General features: G+C 71.6%; 15 protein-coding genes. 8 read left to right on the top strand and 7 right to left on the bottom strand.

Annotated features, from left to right (window positions below):
• Positions 1–644: 644 nt before the first annotated feature.
• From AHOG_RS23510 to AHOG_RS23500, 3 genes are all read left to right on the top strand, one after another.
• Entirely contained in the window at positions 645–1,376 is a 732-nt protein-coding gene (locus AHOG_RS23510; protein WP_093943275.1) for a D-Ala-D-Ala carboxypeptidase family metallohydrolase, read from the top strand.
• Positions 1,377–1,695: 319 nt separating this feature from the next.
• A complete protein-coding gene (locus tag AHOG_RS23505) occupies positions 1,696–3,066 on the top strand; it encodes an ammonium transporter (protein WP_093943274.1) in 1,371 nt (456 codons plus the stop codon).
• The gene (locus AHOG_RS23500; protein ID WP_093943273.1) at positions 3,063–3,401 is read left to right on the top strand and encodes a P-II family nitrogen regulator; all 339 of its coding nucleotides are present in this window, start codon (positions 3,063–3,065) and stop codon (positions 3,399–3,401) included. Before AHOG_RS23505 ends, AHOG_RS23500 begins: the two co-directional genes overlap by 4 nt.
• Before the next feature lie 504 nt (positions 3,402–3,905).
• On the opposite strand, the gene AHOG_RS23495 is transcribed toward AHOG_RS23500, so the two are convergent.
• Positions 3,906–4,946 (bottom strand): DUF2382 domain-containing protein, encoded by a 1,041-nt coding sequence (locus AHOG_RS23495; protein WP_093943272.1) that lies wholly within the window; start codon positions 4,944–4,946, stop codon positions 3,906–3,908.
• 135 nt (positions 4,947–5,081) lie between these two features.
• Complete coding sequence (locus AHOG_RS28895; protein WP_157737016.1) at positions 5,082–5,462, bottom strand: hypothetical protein; 381 nt, start codon at positions 5,460–5,462, stop codon at positions 5,082–5,084.
• A 448-nt stretch (positions 5,463–5,910) separates the two neighbouring features.
• On the opposite strand from AHOG_RS28895, the gene AHOG_RS23485 reads away from it, so the two are divergent.
• The 3 genes from AHOG_RS23485 to AHOG_RS23475 all read left to right on the top strand — a co-directional run bounded on the left by AHOG_RS23485 (position 5,911) and on the right by AHOG_RS23475 (position 9,291).
• Positions 5,911–6,849: a hypothetical protein gene (locus AHOG_RS23485; protein ID WP_157737015.1), complete on the top strand. Its 939-nt coding sequence runs from the start codon at positions 5,911–5,913 to the stop codon at positions 6,847–6,849.
• A 404-nt stretch (positions 6,850–7,253) separates the two neighbouring features.
• Complete coding sequence (locus AHOG_RS23480) at positions 7,254–7,550, top strand: DUF6343 family protein (protein WP_093943269.1); 297 nt, start codon at positions 7,254–7,256, stop codon at positions 7,548–7,550.
• A gap of 298 nt (positions 7,551–7,848) precedes the next feature.
• Complete coding sequence (locus AHOG_RS23475) at positions 7,849–9,291, top strand: dihydrolipoyl dehydrogenase family protein (RefSeq protein WP_245856412.1); 1,443 nt, start codon at positions 7,849–7,851, stop codon at positions 9,289–9,291.
• 6 nt (positions 9,292–9,297) lie between these two features.
• Here AHOG_RS23475 and AHOG_RS23470 read toward each other — a convergent pair whose 3' ends face one another.
• Positions 9,298–10,794, bottom strand: coding sequence for a hypothetical protein (locus tag AHOG_RS23470; protein ID WP_157737014.1), 1,497 nt, complete (start codon positions 10,792–10,794; stop codon positions 9,298–9,300).
• A 436-nt stretch (positions 10,795–11,230) separates the two neighbouring features.
• On the opposite strand from AHOG_RS23470, the gene AHOG_RS23465 reads away from it, so the two are divergent.
• Both AHOG_RS23465 and AHOG_RS23460 read left to right on the top strand, forming a co-directional pair.
• Positions 11,231–11,734, top strand: a complete 504-nt coding sequence (locus AHOG_RS23465) for a DUF3145 domain-containing protein (RefSeq protein WP_093943267.1) — start codon at positions 11,231–11,233, stop codon at positions 11,732–11,734.
• Between the two features lie 161 nt (positions 11,735–11,895).
• The gene (locus tag AHOG_RS23460) at positions 11,896–12,525 is read left to right on the top strand and encodes a hypothetical protein (protein ID WP_093943266.1); all 630 of its coding nucleotides are present in this window, start codon (positions 11,896–11,898) and stop codon (positions 12,523–12,525) included.
• A 602-nt stretch (positions 12,526–13,127) separates the two neighbouring features.
• Here AHOG_RS23460 and AHOG_RS23455 read toward each other — a convergent pair.
• The 4 genes from AHOG_RS23455 to AHOG_RS23440 form a co-directional block, all read right to left on the bottom strand.
• Complete coding sequence (locus AHOG_RS23455; RefSeq protein WP_093943265.1) at positions 13,128–14,363, bottom strand: beta-ketoacyl-[acyl-carrier-protein] synthase family protein; 1,236 nt, start codon at positions 14,361–14,363, stop codon at positions 13,128–13,130.
• Positions 14,360–14,608 carry an acyl carrier protein gene (locus AHOG_RS23450; RefSeq protein ID WP_093943264.1) on the bottom strand — a complete coding sequence of 83 codons (249 nt, stop codon included), beginning with the start codon at positions 14,606–14,608 and terminating at the stop codon, positions 14,360–14,362. The genes AHOG_RS23455 and AHOG_RS23450 overlap by 4 nt, the downstream gene beginning before the upstream one ends.
• Positions 14,609–14,779: 171 nt before the next feature.
• The gene (locus tag AHOG_RS23445; RefSeq protein WP_093943263.1) at positions 14,780–15,766 is read right to left on the bottom strand and encodes a beta-ketoacyl-ACP synthase III; all 987 of its coding nucleotides are present in this window, start codon (positions 15,764–15,766) and stop codon (positions 14,780–14,782) included.
• Positions 15,763–16,731 carry an ACP S-malonyltransferase gene (locus AHOG_RS23440; protein WP_281258047.1) on the bottom strand — a complete coding sequence of 323 codons (969 nt, stop codon included), beginning with the start codon at positions 16,729–16,731 and terminating at the stop codon, positions 15,763–15,765. The genes AHOG_RS23445 and AHOG_RS23440 overlap by 4 nt, the downstream gene beginning before the upstream one ends.
• Positions 16,732–16,854: the final 123 nt, after the last annotated feature.

The following is a 16,854-nucleotide window of genomic DNA, read 5'->3' as shown; positions in this document are numbered from 1 at the left end:
GCCGGGCGTCGCGCGCGGCCCGACCGGCCGGCTCGTCGGCCCTGGCGGCCCGTGGTCGACGCGGGGGACGGCAGAACGCGGGCTGGCATGACTCACGTGCGGCGCCGGGATGCCGGCCCTGCTGTGCCTCGATTCCCACCGCGCCGCAGTCCCGCCGAACCCCTTCTCCCGCCGTGCTTCAGTCGGTCGATCGGCCGCCTGCGGCGACGGTCGGGTGTCCGTCCCAAGTAGGCTTCTCAGCGGGGCGGCGACACCTGCCGAGGCCCGCGGGCACGGCGCGGCGTCCGTGCCCCTGCGGCCGCCACGTCACAGGGGCCCGCGCTCCCCGGGTGGGCGCGTTCGGCCGGCGCCTGCCGAGCGTGCGGGAACCGTTCGGCTGCCCGAGACGCCCGGAGCCGTTCCTCGGCGCACCGGTCCGGACGTCCACTCGGCGGTGCGTCCCGAAGCCAACGGTCGTAGAACCGGCGGCCGCCCGGCGCAGTGGGCTGGTCCGTCCACCGATGCATCGCTGATCCGTCCAGCCGAAGTCCGGCGCCGAGTACGTGAATTCTTCTCTTACCCTCTGTTTATTTCGCCGAGAAATCGGCACGGTGAGCAATGGACGGCCCCTGCGCCGCCGGATACTGGGTGGAAGGAGAACGACGATGCTGAGACTGCTCGTACGAATGAGCGTCCTGCTCGCCGCGCTGGTGATGACCATGGGCACCGTGAGTGTCGTGAGTGCGCCAGAGGCGCACGCCTACAACTGGACGAGGACTCTTCGACAGGGCGACAGCGGCGCCGACGTCCGCGAACTACAGATTCGGGTGGCCGGGTACGCGGCCGCAAGCGCTTCACGTACCGCGCTGGCCATCGACGGTGACTTCGGCCCCGCCACTCAGGGCGCGGTTCGTCGTTTCCAGGCAGCGTACGGACTGGGCATCGACGGCGTGGTCGGCCCGGCCACGCAGTCCCGACTCAACTGGTTGGAGGCGTCGGACGGATCGACCCGGCACTTCAACTTCTCGGAATTCCACTCCAAGGATGGTTCGGCATTCAACAATGGGCGCGTCGGCGCCTCCACGGTACGAGAGAACGTCCGCAGGCTGATGTACAAGCTGGAGGCTGTTCGCAAGAAGTCGGGTGACCGGCCGATCACGATCAACTCCGGCTTCCGCAGCGTCTCGCACAACGCGGCCGTCGGCGGCGCGTCCAACAGCCAGCACATGTACGGCATCGCGGCCGACATCGTCATCAGCGGTCGTTCGGTGAGCCAGACCATCGGTTACAGCCAGAGCTCGGGCTTCTCCGGGATCATCCGCTACAACACGTTCACCCATGTCGACAGCCGTGCGGAGTACTCCTACGGCTCTCGGTCCTGGTACTGGGCCGTCTAGGCCGTCACGGAATGAGGAGGCGCGGTGTCCCCACGGGGGCGCCGCGCCTCGTCTTGCGGCACGAGGCTCCGTCGAGCCGTGACCTTGCGGGATCGCGGCCGAGAGAGAGAAGGACTTCCCGTTCAGCCGTGAGCATTCCGTAACCTTGCCCGGTCCGCTCGCTCCGTCTCGCCCCCCGTCACGTCGATGTTCGCCAGGCGGCGGAAACCTTCCCGTAACCAAGCGTGAAGGTATTTCACGTATGGGCAACGTCGGAGGACACATGCCGAAACGCCCCGGTTCGAACCTTGGCCGAAGCGTCGGCACGAACGGAGGCGAGATGGATAGCGGCAATACCGCGTGGGTGCTCACCAGCGCGGCCTTGGTGATGCTCATGACCCCAGGGCTGGCTTTCTTCTACGGTGGCATGGTTCGCTCGAAGAGCGTGCTGAACATGATCATGATGAGCCTCGGGAGCATGGGGGTCGTCGGCATCCTGTGGGTGCTCTTCGGCTATTCCATGGCATTCGGCGACGACGTGGGCCTCGGCCTGCTCGGCGACCCGCTGGAATACTTCGGCCTCAACGGCCTCTGGAGTCCGGACTCGCTGTCCGGTGACATTCCCACCCTGGCGTTCGTCGGATTCCAGGCGATGTTCGCGATCATCACGGTGGCCTTGATCTCGGGCGCGGTCGCCGACCGCATCAGATTCGGGCCCTGGCTGTTCTTCGCGGGACTGTGGGCACTCGTCGTCTACTTCCCGGTGGCACACTGGGTCTTCGCCTTCAGCGACGAGGAGTCCGGCGTGGTGGGCGGCTGGATCGCCAACACGCTCGGCGCGATCGACTTCGCGGGCGGCACCGCCGTCCACATCAACGCGGGTGCGGCGGCGCTGGCATTGGCGCTGGTGCTCGGCAGACGCCGAGGCTGGCCGCAGGAACCGATGCGGCCGCACAACCTGCCGATGGTGGTTCTCGGCGCGGCCCTGCTGTGGTTCGGCTGGTTCGGCTTCAACGCGGGCTCGGCGCTCGCCGCGGACGGCGCGGCGGCGCTGGTCCTGGTCAACACGCTGGTCGCGACCGGCTCGGCGATGCTCGCCTGGCTCCTGGTCGAACGGATTCGCGACAAGCACGCCACCACCCTGGGCGCGGCATCGGGCATCGTCGCCGGACTGGTGGCCATCACGCCCGCGGGATCGTCGGTCTCCCCGCTCGGCGCCATCGCCGTCGGCCTCGTCTCGGGCGCGCTCTGCGCGCTCGCGGTCGGCCTGAAGTACCGCTTCCGGTATGACGACTCGCTCGACGTCGTCGGCGTACACCTCGTCGGCGGGCTGGTGGGAACGCTGCTGATCGGCTTCTTCGGCGACGGCAGCACCCCGGCGGGCGTCGACGGCCTGTTCTTCGGCGGCGGCCTCGAACTGCTCGGTGTCCAGGCGGTCGGCGCCATCGCGGTGCTTGCCTACTCCTTCGTGCTCAGCCTGCTGCTCGCGCTGCTGGTCAAGGCGGTCGTCGGGCTGCGGGTCCCGCCGGAGGCCGAGGACGCGGGCGTCGACGAGTCCGAACACGCCGAGGGCGCCTACGAGTTCGCGGGCTTCGCCGTCAGTCGGGTCGCACGTCAGTCCGGATCGGCGGGCACGACCACGGCGTCGACGGCCACGACGGCCCTGACGGCGAACCCGGACTCGCCTGCCTATGAGGGGAGCAAGCAGTGAAGCTGGTGACCGCGATCGTCAAGCCCGCCACCCTGGACGCGATCCGCACCGGGCTGGACCGACTCGGCGTGCTGGGCATGACCGTGGGAGAGGTCCGCGGCTATGGCAGGCAGAAGGGCCATACCGAGGTCTATCGGGGCGCGGGGGTCTCGGTGGACTACGTGGCCAAGGTCCGGATCGACGTGCTCACCGAGACTTCTGTCGTCGACGACGTGGTGGCCACGATCGTGGAGAACGCTCGTAGCGGCCGGATCGGGGACGGGAAGGTCTGGGTGACCTCGGTCGACTCCGTCGTCCGGGTCCGCACCGGTGAACGCGACAGCGACGCGCTCTGACCCTCGGTGGGGTCGACCCCGCCTCGTGCGCGACCCTGCCGCCGAACCCGTCGCCCGCCGGACGCGGGCGACCTCGACCGAGCCGACGCGAGCGACGTGACGAGGGCCCCTCCCGATGAGGAGGGGCCCTCGTCCGCGCCCGGTGTGCGGCGGTGTCGATGCGGATCGGTCCCGACGCGGCTATCCTCTGCGCCGGCGCGGCCCCTGGGCTCGCTTCCGACGATCCAGGTCCTGCCCCGGGCAGTCCGCCCGAGATGAGTAGATCTCCTCAGTCCGATTGAGTCTTCGCACGCTTCCCGGGTCGCCGCTCGACTGCCACGCTGTCCTCAGTTCCGACAGCGGATCGAGACCGTCGATCGTTCTTCGGCGACCGATCTCTCCCGAGGGTCTCCGCCATGCCTGCCGGACGACGTGCGACGCCGCCCGAGTGGCCTGGTGAGGGGTGAGGCCAGTCGGGCGGCGAAGCGTGTCCCGGCAGCGTCCGGATCGGCGACGACGGGGTAGTCAGGTCGGGCGGCCCGAGTCGGCACCCTGGCTGCCCGACCCGTCTCGCCCGTCACGTCCGTCGTTGAACTCGAAGCGTTCCCTGCGGACCCGTTCGGTGATGGTCTGCTCCTCAGTCGTCGTCTCGGTGGTGAGCCGTACGCGTTCGACCGGGACCGTTCGCCTCTCGATCACGGGGCGCTCCTCATGGAGGACGACCTCGCGCCGCTCCTCGTGGATGCGCAGGCCCGACCCGGCGGCCGCCTCCCGATCGGCATCGGTGATCGGCTCGGTCTCCATCCGGACGCGCTCGCGCTTGAGCGGCACCTTGATCTCGACTTCTTCGGTGACGACGTACTTGCGCAGCCAGGCGCGACCGACCTCCACCTGTTCCGCGTGCACGCTGAGCTGCTCCTCGCAGCGGGTGACGGCCTCGCCTCGATCGGTCTGCCCGGCGGTAGTGGACGACTCCGCCCGGCCGGTGGTGGCGCCGCGTCGAGGCGTGGGCATCGGGGCACCGGATCGACCCGCGGCGCGCTCCTCGGCCGCCAGCATCTCGGGATAGGTGCTCGCGGCACGCTGCTGGCCTGCTCGCGCCTCGGCCGCCGCATCGCGGGACTCCTGCCGTCCGTCGCCCGTGGCGCCCGCCATCCCGGCCGCTCCCGCCGCGTTCGGCCGTACGGTGTCGGGCCCGGCGGTCTGTCGGCCTCCGCTGCTCAGGCTCTCGGTGCTCTGCCGCTGGCTGGGCAGGCCGTAGTAGTCGTACAGCCTGCTCTCCTCCTCGATCGGGAGTTCGCCCTGGTCGGGGGCGACCTGCGGAGCCTCGCGGACCTGGTCGCGGTTGTAGCGAACCTCCACGTCGCCCTGGTCGTTGTGTCGCATGCCCGCGACCGGGACGAAGCTCTCGCGTACTCCGAACAGGCCGGTGTGCACGGAGATCCAGGACGGCTCTCCGGACGGTCCGTCCAGCCATACCTGCGCGATCTTGCCGATCTTGCTGCCGTCGGCACCGTAGACGGTGCGACCTGGCAGCTTCTTGATGTCCTGCATACCGCTGGTCATTGTTCGCCACCTCCAGACGACTCCACTGCCAGGAGTACCCAGCTGGGCCACTGCGCCGAAGGGTTCACTCGAACGGGTTGTATTCGGCTGGCGAGTCCAGCCGTGCGCGCGAGCCGGATTGAGGTATATGGCCGATCAGCGGGAGAGCGGGGTGGACCGGAGCGCGGCCCGCGTCGTGACGGGCGCCCATCGTGCCGGGATGTCGCTCTCGATGGCGCGCTCCTTGTCGGTCTGGCGTGGGACGACCGGCGGCACCTGCCGCGCGGCCGGGCTGGGGGTGCTCGGCGTCGGCGTGCCCGTCGGCGTGGTGCTCGCGGCCGCGGCGCTCGATGGAGGGGTGCTGAGCGTGGGGGTGCTCGGCGTCGTGGTACTCAGCGCGTCGGAGAGAGTCTGGGCGAACTCGGGGGAGAACACCTGTCCCCGGCGGATCGCCACCACAGGTCGCCCTCCGGTGGTGTAACTGACACACACCGGGGAGGACAGCTCGTCCTTGACTACGAAGAGTGGTGAAGTCACCACCGGCTCCCTTCTCGTGCGACTGTCGGGTCCGGTCGCCCGGATCGTGTCGTCATGCCGCGACGAGGGTCCGCATCGCGCTCGGGACGGGCTCGATGTCGATCGAGTGATCGAGGTGACGGGGCATGACGGTAAAGACTGTCGGCACCTGCGAAGACCTCGAGTGATAACGCGAGGGTCGCGTGCTCGGACGGGGTAATGCGGCGGCGGTGTCCTCGACGCTACGCCTGCCCGTCGGCTGCTCGGCGCCCCTCACTCGAACGTGGAGAATCGGCGCGTCGCGGCCGGACCACGGCTGGGTGGCAGGAGCGTTCGAGGACGGCGAACCACTCGTTCGCATCAGGCAAATATCACTGTGAGTGTTGATTTCTCGGTGCGGGTCGCGCTTCCTGCGCCGTCTGTGGGGCGGGTCTTCCCGTGCGGGAACGAAGCCGGGACCATCTCAGGGGTGCGCACTTCTCGGCCGTCGAGAGCCGCGGCGTTGCTGCCGCGTTGGCAGGAGTTCACGCTGCTCGTGCGACACGCCGCGAATCGGCCCCGGTGGCAGCGGGTGCAGGCTGTGATCATCTCGTTGTGGTCGGGCGCCTGGATACTCGGCCAGATCGGTCCCGCGGCGTCCCGACTCTCGCCGCTGGACGTGCCGGGCCGGGCACTGGAGACGGTGGGCGTCGACATCCGCGACGCGCTGCGGTCGGCGGGCGAGTTCCTCGCCGACCCGCAACGGCACACCCTCCTGCTGATCTGCGCCTGGGGCGCGGGCCTGTTGTGGGCGGCGACCACCGAGCGTGCGCAGTACACCGCCCTGGCAGGCTGGCTCCTGGTGATGCTCGCCGCCGAGGGCCTCGGATATCACGAAGCCGTCTATCGGGCGGTGCTCGGTCTGGTCGGGTTCATCGTCCTGCTCTACCTGTGTTCGCTGCCCCGACGTCGGGTTCCCGTGGACCGGCGGGCACGGCTGCTGCCACGAGACGTGCTGAGCGCCGGTGCCACGGCGAGCGCGCTGGCGGGGATCGTCCCGCTGCTGGCCCTCGGGATGTTGGCGATGCGGGTGTGCGGTCCGTATCTCACTCGGCCGCCGACGCTGGTCGGGGAGGTGCCCTCGCCGATCCGGCCGGAGTCCGCGACGCCTGCGGTGCGGGCCGACTCCCCGGCGCACCCGAGTGTCGAGCGGACCGGAGAGACGGTGTCGGACTCGCCCGCCCCGAGCCCGCCGCCCGAGTCGCCCACCCCGAGGCTCGCGGTGACCCGCGTGCCTGCGGTGATCCCGAGGCAGGGCGGCCCGGCGGAGAGTCTCGGACGCGACGGCCGGTCCGGGACGACATCGGCCGTCCCGGACCAGCCGGGCGCGGCGCACGACGAGGTCGATCCCGTCCGGGAGATCGACTGATCGATCGGTGACGAGCCGTCCACGGCCCGCCCGGGGGAAGACAGGCGGCCGGGGACCGGGATCGGCCTCGGCGGCGCCACCCCGGCCCGGCCCGCCGGGCTCGCCCACGCCCGGCCTGATTCGTCCCGACCGAGTCGTCGGCGGCAGGCTGGCAGCGGGGCCGGGGACGTCGGGGGCGACGCGGTCCGGCCGACGCCCCTCCGGATCGACGCCTTCCCGACCGATCCCGCCGGTGCCGAGGCGTTCCAGGCCGATCCCCCGCGGGCTGACGCCTGCTGGGCCCGACGCCGCCGGGACCGGTGTGGTCGGACGGGCGGGGGTCGGACGGATGTGGGCCGGAGACCGACGCGGGCACCGGACCGGCCGGGCGTGTGTCCCGGCGCGTGCGTGGGTACTACCGATGCATGGCCGAGTCCGCCCGAGAACCCCGACGTCGACGCAGCCGCGCCGAGTACGAGCGCGGTCTGTACGACTACCACGACCCGACCGCGGGCATCGGCGGCGCGGCGCCCACCAGGAGTGCCCTGACCCTCCGGCTCTGGCTGGCGGGGTTCGGTCTCGTGTTCTGCGCAGGCGCCGCCGTGTTCTTCTTCCTCGCGGAACTGCCGGTCTTCGGCACCGTGCTGACGATCCTGGCCGTCATCGCCGTGGTCGACCTGATGTGGGTCGCACACCGCAAGAGACGCGGCGAGCCCGGCTGATCGCGCCGCCACCCGTCCCGGCCCCGGGCACGACACCTCCGCCCGCCGTCGCCTGCCGTGGCGGTGAGCGCCTGCGGTGCCCGCCGAGCCGCGCGCCACGGAGCGACTGCCGGACCGGCGCCGCGAACGGGCGCGGAACCATGGCGCGGGGCATCGCGGCTGCGGGACGCGACGACGATCGCCCGGCCGGCGATGCCGCCGCCCACGCGGTGGCGGCGCGTGTCGGTCCGCGTACGACAGGTCACAGAACGGTGACGTCGAGTTGCCGGGGCGCGCGGCCTGCGGTGCGCTGTTCGGCGTGGATCAGAAGAAGATCGAAGAACGGACCGAGTACGACGTCATTGTCATCGGTGGCGGCGCGGTCGGCGAGAACGTGGCGGCTCGCGCGGTGCAGGGCGGGCTGCGCGCCGTGATCGTCGAGGCGCAGCTGTTGGGCGGCGAGTGCTCCTACTGGGCCTGCATGCCGAGCAAGGCGCTGCTGCGGCCGGGCAGCGCGCTCGCCGCCGTCCGCCGTGTCCCCGGAGCGCGGGAGGCGGTGACCGGCGGGCTGGACGTCGCCGAGGTCCTCAAGGAGCGGGATGCCATCGCCGCCGACTGGAAGGACGACGGTCAGCTCGAATGGGCACGCAGCAGCGGCATCGCCGTGATCAAGGGAACCGCGCGGATCACCGGCCCGCGTCGGGTCCGGGTGACCGACGCCGACGGCGACCGTGAGGTCACCGCGGCCCAGGCCGTGGTCGTCTGTACCGGCAGTGCTCCGCGTACCCCGCCGATCCCCGGCCTCGACGAGGTCCGCACCTGGACCTCCAGGGACGCGACCTCCGCGCGCTCGGTCCCTCGACGTCTCGCCGTCCTGGGCGGCGGACCGGTCGGCGTCGAACTGGCGCAGGCCTGGGCCCGGCTCGGCTCGAACGTGACCCTGATCAACGGCGGCGCACGACTTCTCCCTCGGTTCGAGGACTTCGCGGGCGAGCTGGTCGCCGACGGGCTGCGGGAGGACGGCGTCGAGATTCTGCTCGACACCTCGCTGGAACGGGTCGGCGCCGAAGCGGGCGGCATCGCCCTGCGAACCGAGGAAGGCAGGCGGATCAAGGCCGATGAGCTGCTCGTCGCGACCGGGCGGAGCCCGGCGACCCACGAGATCGGGCTGGACGTGGTCGGCCTCACCCCCGGCGAGCCGCTCCGGGTCGACGACTCCGGGCAGGTGACCGGTGTCGAGGGCGGCTGGCTGTACGCGGCGGGCGACGTCACCGGCCGGGCTCCCGTGACCCACCAGGGCAAGTACGCCGCCCGGGTGGTCGGCGACGTGATCGCCGGCCGTGCGGCCGGATCGCCCGAGGCCCGCAGCGCCTCGCCGTGGAGCCGGTTCGCCGCCACCGCGGATCACACCGCCGTCCCGCAGGTCGTGTTCACCGATCCCGAGGTCGCCGCCGTCGGATTCACCGAGGCGGCCGCCCGGCAGGCGGGCCTGCGCACCCGGGTCGCCGACCTGGACATCGCCGTGGGCGGATCGTCGGTGCACGCCGAGGACTATCGCGGCCGGGCTCGCATGATCGTCGACGAGGAGCGACGAGTTCTGGTGGGCGTCACGTTCGCGGGTTACGACGTGGCCGAGCTGCTGCACGCCGCCACCATCGCCATCGTCGGCGAGGTGCCGATCGACCGGCTCTGGCACGCGGTGCCCGCCTACCCGACGATCAGCGAGGTATGGCTGCGGCTGCTGGAGGAGTACGGACTCTGACCCGGTTCACCGTGCGGCCAGCGTGAGCCCGGTCTCGGCGAGCGCCGTCAGCTCGGCGTCGTCCGGGGTCGACGGCTTCCCGATCCACACCGCCTGACCGATCCGCACCAGGGTGCCGCTCCTGGCGACGACGAAGGCGGCACCGTCGAACGACTCCGGCCCGCCGCGCCAGCCGTGGCCGTCACGCACCAGGTCGCTGATCCCGCCTCGACCGACGTCGGTGACCAGCCCCTCGAACTCCTGCGCCTGACTCTCGTCGGTGAACTCGACCACCGACGTCGAGACCGCGGCCTCGGCGGGTGCCTCGGTGTGGAACAACCCCCGGGACAGCGCGACACAGGGGTGATCGGCCAGCCAGGCCTGCACGTCGCCGTAGGAGTGCCGTGCGCAGTCCTCGGCATCGTCCTGTCCCCGGACGCCGAACTCGGTGCCCTCCGCGACCACGACGGAGGCTGGTTCCGGCGCGGCCCCGTCGTCCGGTGCCGCGCCGTCGCCGTCCCGGCTCGACTCCACGGCGAGCACCGCCATGACACCGAGCACGACGACCGCGATGACGGCCGCCGCGACGAGCCGCCCGGAGAACGCGGAGCGCCGGGGTTCCGGCCGCATCGCGCCCGGCCACCCGTTCACGACGGTTCCCGGCTGCCCGCTCGGCACCGCCGGTCGTCCCGCGGGGCCTCCGGCGGCCGGAGTTCCGGGGCCGGGCGACCCCCGGCCGGGTCCCGGGCGACCGGCCGGAGAGTCGATCGGCACGTTTCCCGGCGGAGACGCAGTCCCGGCGTCTCCGGTGGGGATCGGCATCCCGGAGCGGGCGGCCGATTTCGACGTGCCGCCGCCGGTCGGACGGTGCAGCGCCACCGTGGCCTCGTCGGCCCGATCGGCGAGGGCCTCACCTCGACGGGCGTCACCGGCGCCCGCCGAGATCGAGAAGCCCTCGGCGGCCAGCTGCGCAGCGGTCAGGGCGTCGTCGGCGAGTTCGGGGCGGTCGGGGAACAGCGCGGCGAGCACCTCCCGTGCCTCCCGAACCCGCAGCCACGTCGACGGGTGCGCGGACTCACGCAGCGCGCCGAGCAGCGACGGCGGCGAGGGATGCAGCACCCAGAAGCCCGCCGCGACGTCCTCCGGGGGCTGGCGGACCTCCCCCACGTACGGGCCGATGGCGATCACGGTGGTCGACGGCACCGGCGTTCCGGCCTCGCGGAGGCGGTCCCGGACCACGCGCGTCAGTTCGACGGCCTCGTGCGACGGATTCGGGGACTCCCCGGACCGGGAGAGCAGCCAGCCGTCGACCCGCCACCGGCCCGCCAGCGGCGCGTCGAGCTTCAGCGCCGGGTCCGGCAGGTCGAGCCCCACCACCAGAGTCAGCCCCGTAGGGCGCAGGATCACCGCGTCGACGGGGCGAACGGCTCCGGCAGGCGTGGCACCGAGGACGGCGACCCCGCCGACCAGAGCGTCCTCGCGCCCCCACGAGGCGAGCGTCGCACGGATGTCGACACTGATCACCGAAGGACCTTCACCGAGCCGAATCAGCCGCACTGGCCACCTCCCGCGGTGTACATGACGAAGCCCTGACCTCGAACGCGGCGCACACCCGTCCGCGAGATCGCATCTGCCGGGCTCGGAGTCTCACGGTAGCCGTCGTCACGGAAGCGCTCACGCTACCCAGTGGTAAACACCGATTCGTGCACCCCGGATCGGGGTCGGCGGCACGTCGTGTCGGGGTCGCCGACCCGCGCTCGTCTGGCGGAGATCAGACCCGTCGGTGCAGAATGACGCAATCGATTGATCCGATCAGGTGTCCGTCATGTCCGTCCGACGTGGTGGTTCGCCGTCGCCCTCCGCAGGCGGATGTCCGATCCACCGCCCGGCGGGACGCGTCGCACGCTGCTCGCGCAGGCCGTAGGGGAAGACGTCCCTCGTCGAGCAGCGGAGGTCAGCAGTGAGCACTTGTGGCAACACCAGTGGCGTCGTCTACGTCCACTCGTCGCCTTCCGCGGTCTGTCCGCATGTCGAGTGGGCGATCTCGGGGACGGTGGGCACGCGGGTCGGCCTGCAGTGGACCGGGCAGCCGATGGCCGCCGGGCAGCTGCGCGCCGAATGCAACTGGACAGGCGCGGCCGGTACCGCCGCGCGGCTGGCGTCCGCGCTGCGGGTCTGGCCGATGATCCGATTCGAGGTCACCGAGGAGCCGAGTCCCGGCATCGACGGCGAGCGGTTCTGCCATGTGCCCGGCCTCGGGCTGTGGCGGGCGAGAACCAGCGCCAACGGGGACATCGTCGTCACCGAGGACCAGCTGCGCGCCCTGCTGGCCTGCGGCGGTGATCAGGCGACCGTCGCACACCGGGTCGGGGAACTGCTCGGTGCGGCCTGGGATGACGCGCTCGAACCCTTCCGCCCCGCGGGCGACGGCGCTCCGGTCACCTGGCTGCACCAGGTCGGCTGAGCGATCCCGCCGCGGCCGACGCCGACGCTGATCCGCCGATCGGGTGGAGCTGCCTCGTCGGTGTCACCAGCCCCCGGTGGGTGATCGGCGCAGCGCGAGCGGGCCGCGGGACCCTGCCCGATCGGGCGGAGTCGACGCGGCGGATATGACACCCTGAATGCGTGCTGACCGACAGTGACCCGAGCTGGGATGCCACCGACGGCCGTCCCCAGCCCGCGTGGCTGCCGAGGGCCTGGCTGGCACTCGGCGTCGCAGGCGTCCTCGGTCTGGCCGTGATCGCGGGCCTGCTCCTCGCCGATCGTCGTCCCTCGGACGCCGAGGCGCTGCCGACGGCTCCGGTGCGCGCCCCCGACGACCGCCCGGAGGAGGGTGAACCCGTCGAGCCGGTGCTCTCGCCGGACGTGCTCGGACACCCCGACGAGGACGAGATCCGCGTGCTGGTCGACACCCACTTCGAGGCGATCAACGGACTCAACTACGAGTTATGGGCGACGACCGTCGTCGAGCGTCGGGTCCGTGATCTGCCCGAACAGGTCTGGATGGACAGCTACCGATCCACGACCGACGGAAACGTGCTGATCCACCGCGTCGATCCCGGCCCGGAGGACTCCCTGCGGATGGTGCTGAGCTTCGTCAGCCTTCAGGACCCGCAGGACGCCCCCGCCGAGGTACCCGCGGACTGCGTGTACTGGCGGGTCGTCTATCCGCTGGCCATCGAGAACGGCAGGCTCAAGCTCGACAGCGGCCTGCCGAACAGCTCGATCCCGAGTCCATGCAAGGGCCAGGGCTGACTCGCGGTCGCCGCCCGACGACGCGGGAGAGGGACGAACCGGACGCCCCCGCTCGGCATGATCGCGGATCGACGCCGTCCCGATGCGCTCGACTCGGCCGTGCGCGTCGGCACCCGGCCCGTCGATCGCCTGGCCCGTCGATCGCCTGGCCTTGTCGGGCGGTACGGCATCGGACCGGAGTGTGACGTCGTCACCAGCCGGGTCAAGGGGGCGCCGGAACCGCGCCACCGCGCTACCAGGCCGACGAACCGGGCTCGACCCGGTGTCGCCCCCGCCTCTCGCGGCTGCCGACGCACCACGGGCTCGGCTCGACCCTGCGCCGTGGACGGAACAAGGGCCGCCGAGCGGAGCAGGCGTGCTGATCGACACGACACTGAAGCTCTCCGCCGAGAAGGGCTTCGAGGCGCACGGCGCGGGCCGCCCGCATCGCCGCCTCCTTCGTCGGCCACGGAGGTCTCGCCGCCGGCGACACGCCGCGACGTCGACGCCCCGGCCCTCGGCGGCGCACTGGGTCCGCGACCGCAGGCGCGGCGGCCTGCGAGGAACCCCCGCAGGCGCCCGCACCACCTGCACGCCGCACCACCGGTCGACCGGACCGGCTATCAGCCGGGCTGCCCGCCCGTGAACGCCAGCGCGACGTTGTGTCCGCCGAAACCGAAGGCGTCGTTCACCGCCGCGCTGAAGGTGCCCTTGCGCGGGGCGTCCGCCACGACGTCGAGCTCCACGCCCGGATCGAGGTTCTCCAGGTTCTGCGTGGCAGGCACCACGCCGTGATAGAGCGAGAGCAGCGCGATGATCGACTCGACCGCGCCCGCGGCTCCGAGCAGGTGCCCCATCGCCGACTTCGGCGCCGTCACCACCGGGTGATCCCCGATCGAGGCCTTGATGGACACGGCCTCGGCCACATCGCCCACCGGGGTGGACGTCGCATGCGCGTTGACGTGATCGATGTCGGACGGGGACAGGTCCGCCGTCCGCAGCGCCTTCTGGATGGCCGAGGACTGCCCTCGGCCGGTCGGCTCGGGCGCGGTGATGTGGTAGGCGTCGGCGCTGGTGCCCACGCCCGCCAGCCTCCCGTAGACCCGGGCGCCTCTGGCCGCGGCGTACTCGGCGCGCTCCAGCACCATGATCCCCGCGCCCTCACCGAGGACGAAGCCGTCCCGATCGGCGTCGAACGGCCGCGAGGCACGCTCCGGCTCGTCGTTGCGGGTGCTCAGCGCACGCATCTGGGCGAAGCCCGCGACCGGCAGCGAGTGGATCACCGCTTCGGCGCCGCCCGCCACGACCACGTCGACCTCGCCTGCCTTGAGCATCCGCCAGCCCCAGGCGAGCGCCTCCGCACCGGAGGCACACGCCGAGACCGGCGCGTGCACGCCGCCTTGCGAGCCCAGCTCCAGACCGACGGCGGCCGCGGGCCCGTTGGGCATCAGCATGGGAATGGTCAGGGGCGAGACCTTCCGCAGGCCCTTCTGCTCCAGCAGATCATCCTGGTCGAGCAGCGTGATGGCACCGCCGATACCGGTGCCGACCACGACGGCGAGTCGCTCCGGGTCGACCTCGGGAGACCCGGCGTCCGCCCAGGCCTGCCGCGACGCGATGACCGCGACCTGCTCACAGCGGTCGAGCCTGCGAGCCTGGACACGGGGCAGCACGTCGGTCGGCTCCACCGCCAGGGGAGCGGCGATGTGGACCGGAAGCTCGTACTTCTCCGGCCATTCGGCAGGGATCCGCCGGACACCGTTACGCCCGGCGAGCATGGCGTCCCAGGTGGACGCGACGTCACCGCCGAGCGGTGTCGTCGCGCCGAGCCCGGTGACGACTACGTCGTTGTCGGTCACTTGTTGTCGTCGATGTACTTCACCGCATCGCCCACGGTCTTGAGGTCGGCGAGCTTGTCATCCGGGATCTTGACGCCGAACTTGTCCTCGGCCTGCACGGCGATCTCCACCATCGACAGCGAGTCGATGTCCAGGTCGTCGATGAAGGACTTTTCCGGGGTGACGTCGGCGGCGGCGACACCGGCGACCTCCTCGACGATCTCGGCGAGGCCGTCGGAGATGTTGGTGGTTCCCTCGTTCGACACTGACTTTCCCTTTCCTCTGTTGCTGAATCCGGTCGGCCCGGCAGGCCCACTCGGAAGACGACGGCGTGCAGTGTGGCTCACCACGGGGGCATGGCCTGCACGCCGGTGCCTACTCGTCGGTATCAGGCGAGCAGGTGCGACGGGTCATGCGACGTCGGGGGTCATGCGCCCTCAGGGACACACCACCACCTGCCCCGCGTAGGACAACCCCGCGCCGAAGCCGACCAGCAGCACCACGTCACCTCGGGAGATCTCGCCCGCGGCGCGCATGTGGTCCAGCGCGATCGGGATGGAGGCGGCCGAGGTGTTGCCGGTGTGCACGATGTCCCTGGCGACGACCAGGTCCTCCCGTGCGCCCTTGGCCCGCAGTCGCTTGGCGATCGCCTCGACGATGCGGAGGTTGGCCTGATGCGGCACGAGCGCGTCGATGTCCGACAGCGTCAGTCCCGCGGCCGCCACCGCGTCCTCGGCGACCGGGGCGATCTTGGTGGTGGCCCAGCGGAAGACCGACTGACCCTCCTGGTAGATGTATCGCCCGTCGCGCAGCCGGATGGTCTGCGCGAGGTCGCCCGCACTGCCCCAGACCACCGGGCCGATCCCCGGCTCGTCGGCCGGTCCGACGACCGCGGCACCCGCCCCGTCGCCGAAGATGATCGCGTTCGCCCGGTCCTCCCAGTCGACCCAGTCGGTGAAGCGCTCGGCGCCGATCACCAGTGCTCGACGTGACGACCCGCCTCGGATCAGGTCGGACGCGGTGCCCAGCGCGTAGCTGAAGCCCGCGCAGGCCGCGTTGAGGTCGAAGGCGGCGCCCGCCGTGATGCCGATCGCGTCGGCGGTCTGCGCCGCGGCGTTCGGGATCGGGCCGGGCATCGTGCAGGTGGCGAAGATGAGGGTGTCGATCTCGGCGGCGGCTAACCCGGCGTCGGCGACCGCCTTGGAACCGGCCTCGATGCCCATTCCGACCAGCGTCTGCTCCGGGTCGGAGAGCCGTCTGCTGATGATCCCGACACGCTCGCGAATCCACTCGTCGGAGGTGTCGATCGTCTTGGCGAGATCGTGGTTGGTGACCACGCGGTTGCCGAGGGCGCTGCCCAGACCGAGGATTCGCGTGTTCGCGGGGCCGGTACGCAGGGTGATCCGGGGCCGTGCGGCGGTCATCGAGTGATCTCCGAGGGGGTGTCGACGTCGGCGGCGTGTTCGGTGATCGCCGCGACTGCCTTGTCGAGGTCGGCGGGCGTCTTCAACGGCACGGTCTTCGTGCCCTTCATGCCGCGCTTGACCAGACCGGCCAGGGCACCGGCGGGCGGCAGCTCGACGACGGCGGTGACGCCCTGCGCGACGAGCGTCTCCATGCAGGCGTCCCAGCGCACCGGGCGGGTGACCTGCGCCACGAGTCGCCGCAGGATCTCGGCGCCGTCGTGCTGCGGCTCGCCGTCGGAGTTCGACAGCAGCGTTCGGACCGGGTCGGCGACCGCGACGGCTTCGGCGTGCCTGCGCAGCGCCTCCTCCGCGGGAGCCATGAAACGAGTGTGGAAGGCGCCTGCGACGGCCAGCGACCGCACCCTGGCGCCCTCGGGCGGCTGCGCGCTCAGCTCGCCGAGCGCGTCGACCGGGCCCGCCGCGACGATCTGGCCGCCGCCGTTGCGGTTCGCCGGGTCGAGGCCGAGTTCGGCCAGCCGGGCGAGCACCACGTCCGGTTCGCCGCCGAGCACGGCGGACATCCCGCTGGCCTCCAGCGCACAGGCGTCGGCCATCTCCCGGCCGCGCACCGCCGCGAGTCGTACGGCGTCGACCGGCTCGAACACGCCCGCCAACGCCGCCGCGGCCAGCTCACCGACGGAGTGGCCCGCGATGATCGCGTTCGAGGGGACGTCGATCCGGCGCCGCAGTTCTTCGGCCGCCAGCAGTGTCAGGGCGACGACCAACGGCTGGGTGACCGCCGTGTCCTTGATCTCCTCCGCGTCGGCCTCGGTGCCCAGCCTGATCAGGTCGAGACCCGTGGCCTTCGACCAGTCGGCCAGCTGTTCGCGGGCGCCGTCGGTCTCCAGCCATGGCGTCAGCATGCCGGGGGACTGAGAGCCCTGTCCTGGCGCGAGCAGTGCGATCACCCGTTCACTGAACACGCCCGCGTTGTCAGGCTGTGATGCTGTGGCTGACGAAGTCCCAGGCCCTTCGTTGTGGGGTTCCTACAAGGCGGTCACGGCTCCTGCGACGTGGGACGGCCGTTCCTTGTGTCCGATCACGGG

This window comes from Actinoalloteichus hoggarensis, from assembly GCF_002234535.1.
Taxonomy (GTDB): domain Bacteria; phylum Actinomycetota; class Actinomycetes; order Mycobacteriales; family Pseudonocardiaceae; genus Actinoalloteichus_A; species Actinoalloteichus_A hoggarensis.
The sequence above is the reverse complement of the archived record's forward strand: the minus strand, read 5'-3'. Positions and strand labels throughout refer to the sequence as shown.

Bases quoted from the DNA above. Each gene is read 5' to 3' on its own strand.
- AHOG_RS23505 (WP_093943274.1), top strand. From the start codon at position 1,696: ATGGATAGCGGCAATACCGCGTGGGTGCTCACCAGCGCGGCCTTGGTG.
- AHOG_RS23480 (WP_093943269.1), top strand. From the start codon at position 7,254: ATGGCCGAGTCCGCCCGAGAACCCCGACGTCGACGCAGCCGCGCCGAG.
- AHOG_RS23495 (WP_093943272.1), bottom strand. From the start codon at position 4,946: ATGACCAGCGGTATGCAGGACATCAAGAAGCTGCCAGGTCGCACCGTC.
- AHOG_RS23510 (WP_093943275.1), top strand. From the start codon at position 645: ATGCTGAGACTGCTCGTACGAATGAGCGTCCTGCTCGCCGCGCTGGTG.
- AHOG_RS23445 (WP_093943263.1), bottom strand. From the start codon at position 15,766: ATGACCGCCGCACGGCCCCGGATCACCCTGCGTACCGGCCCCGCGAAC.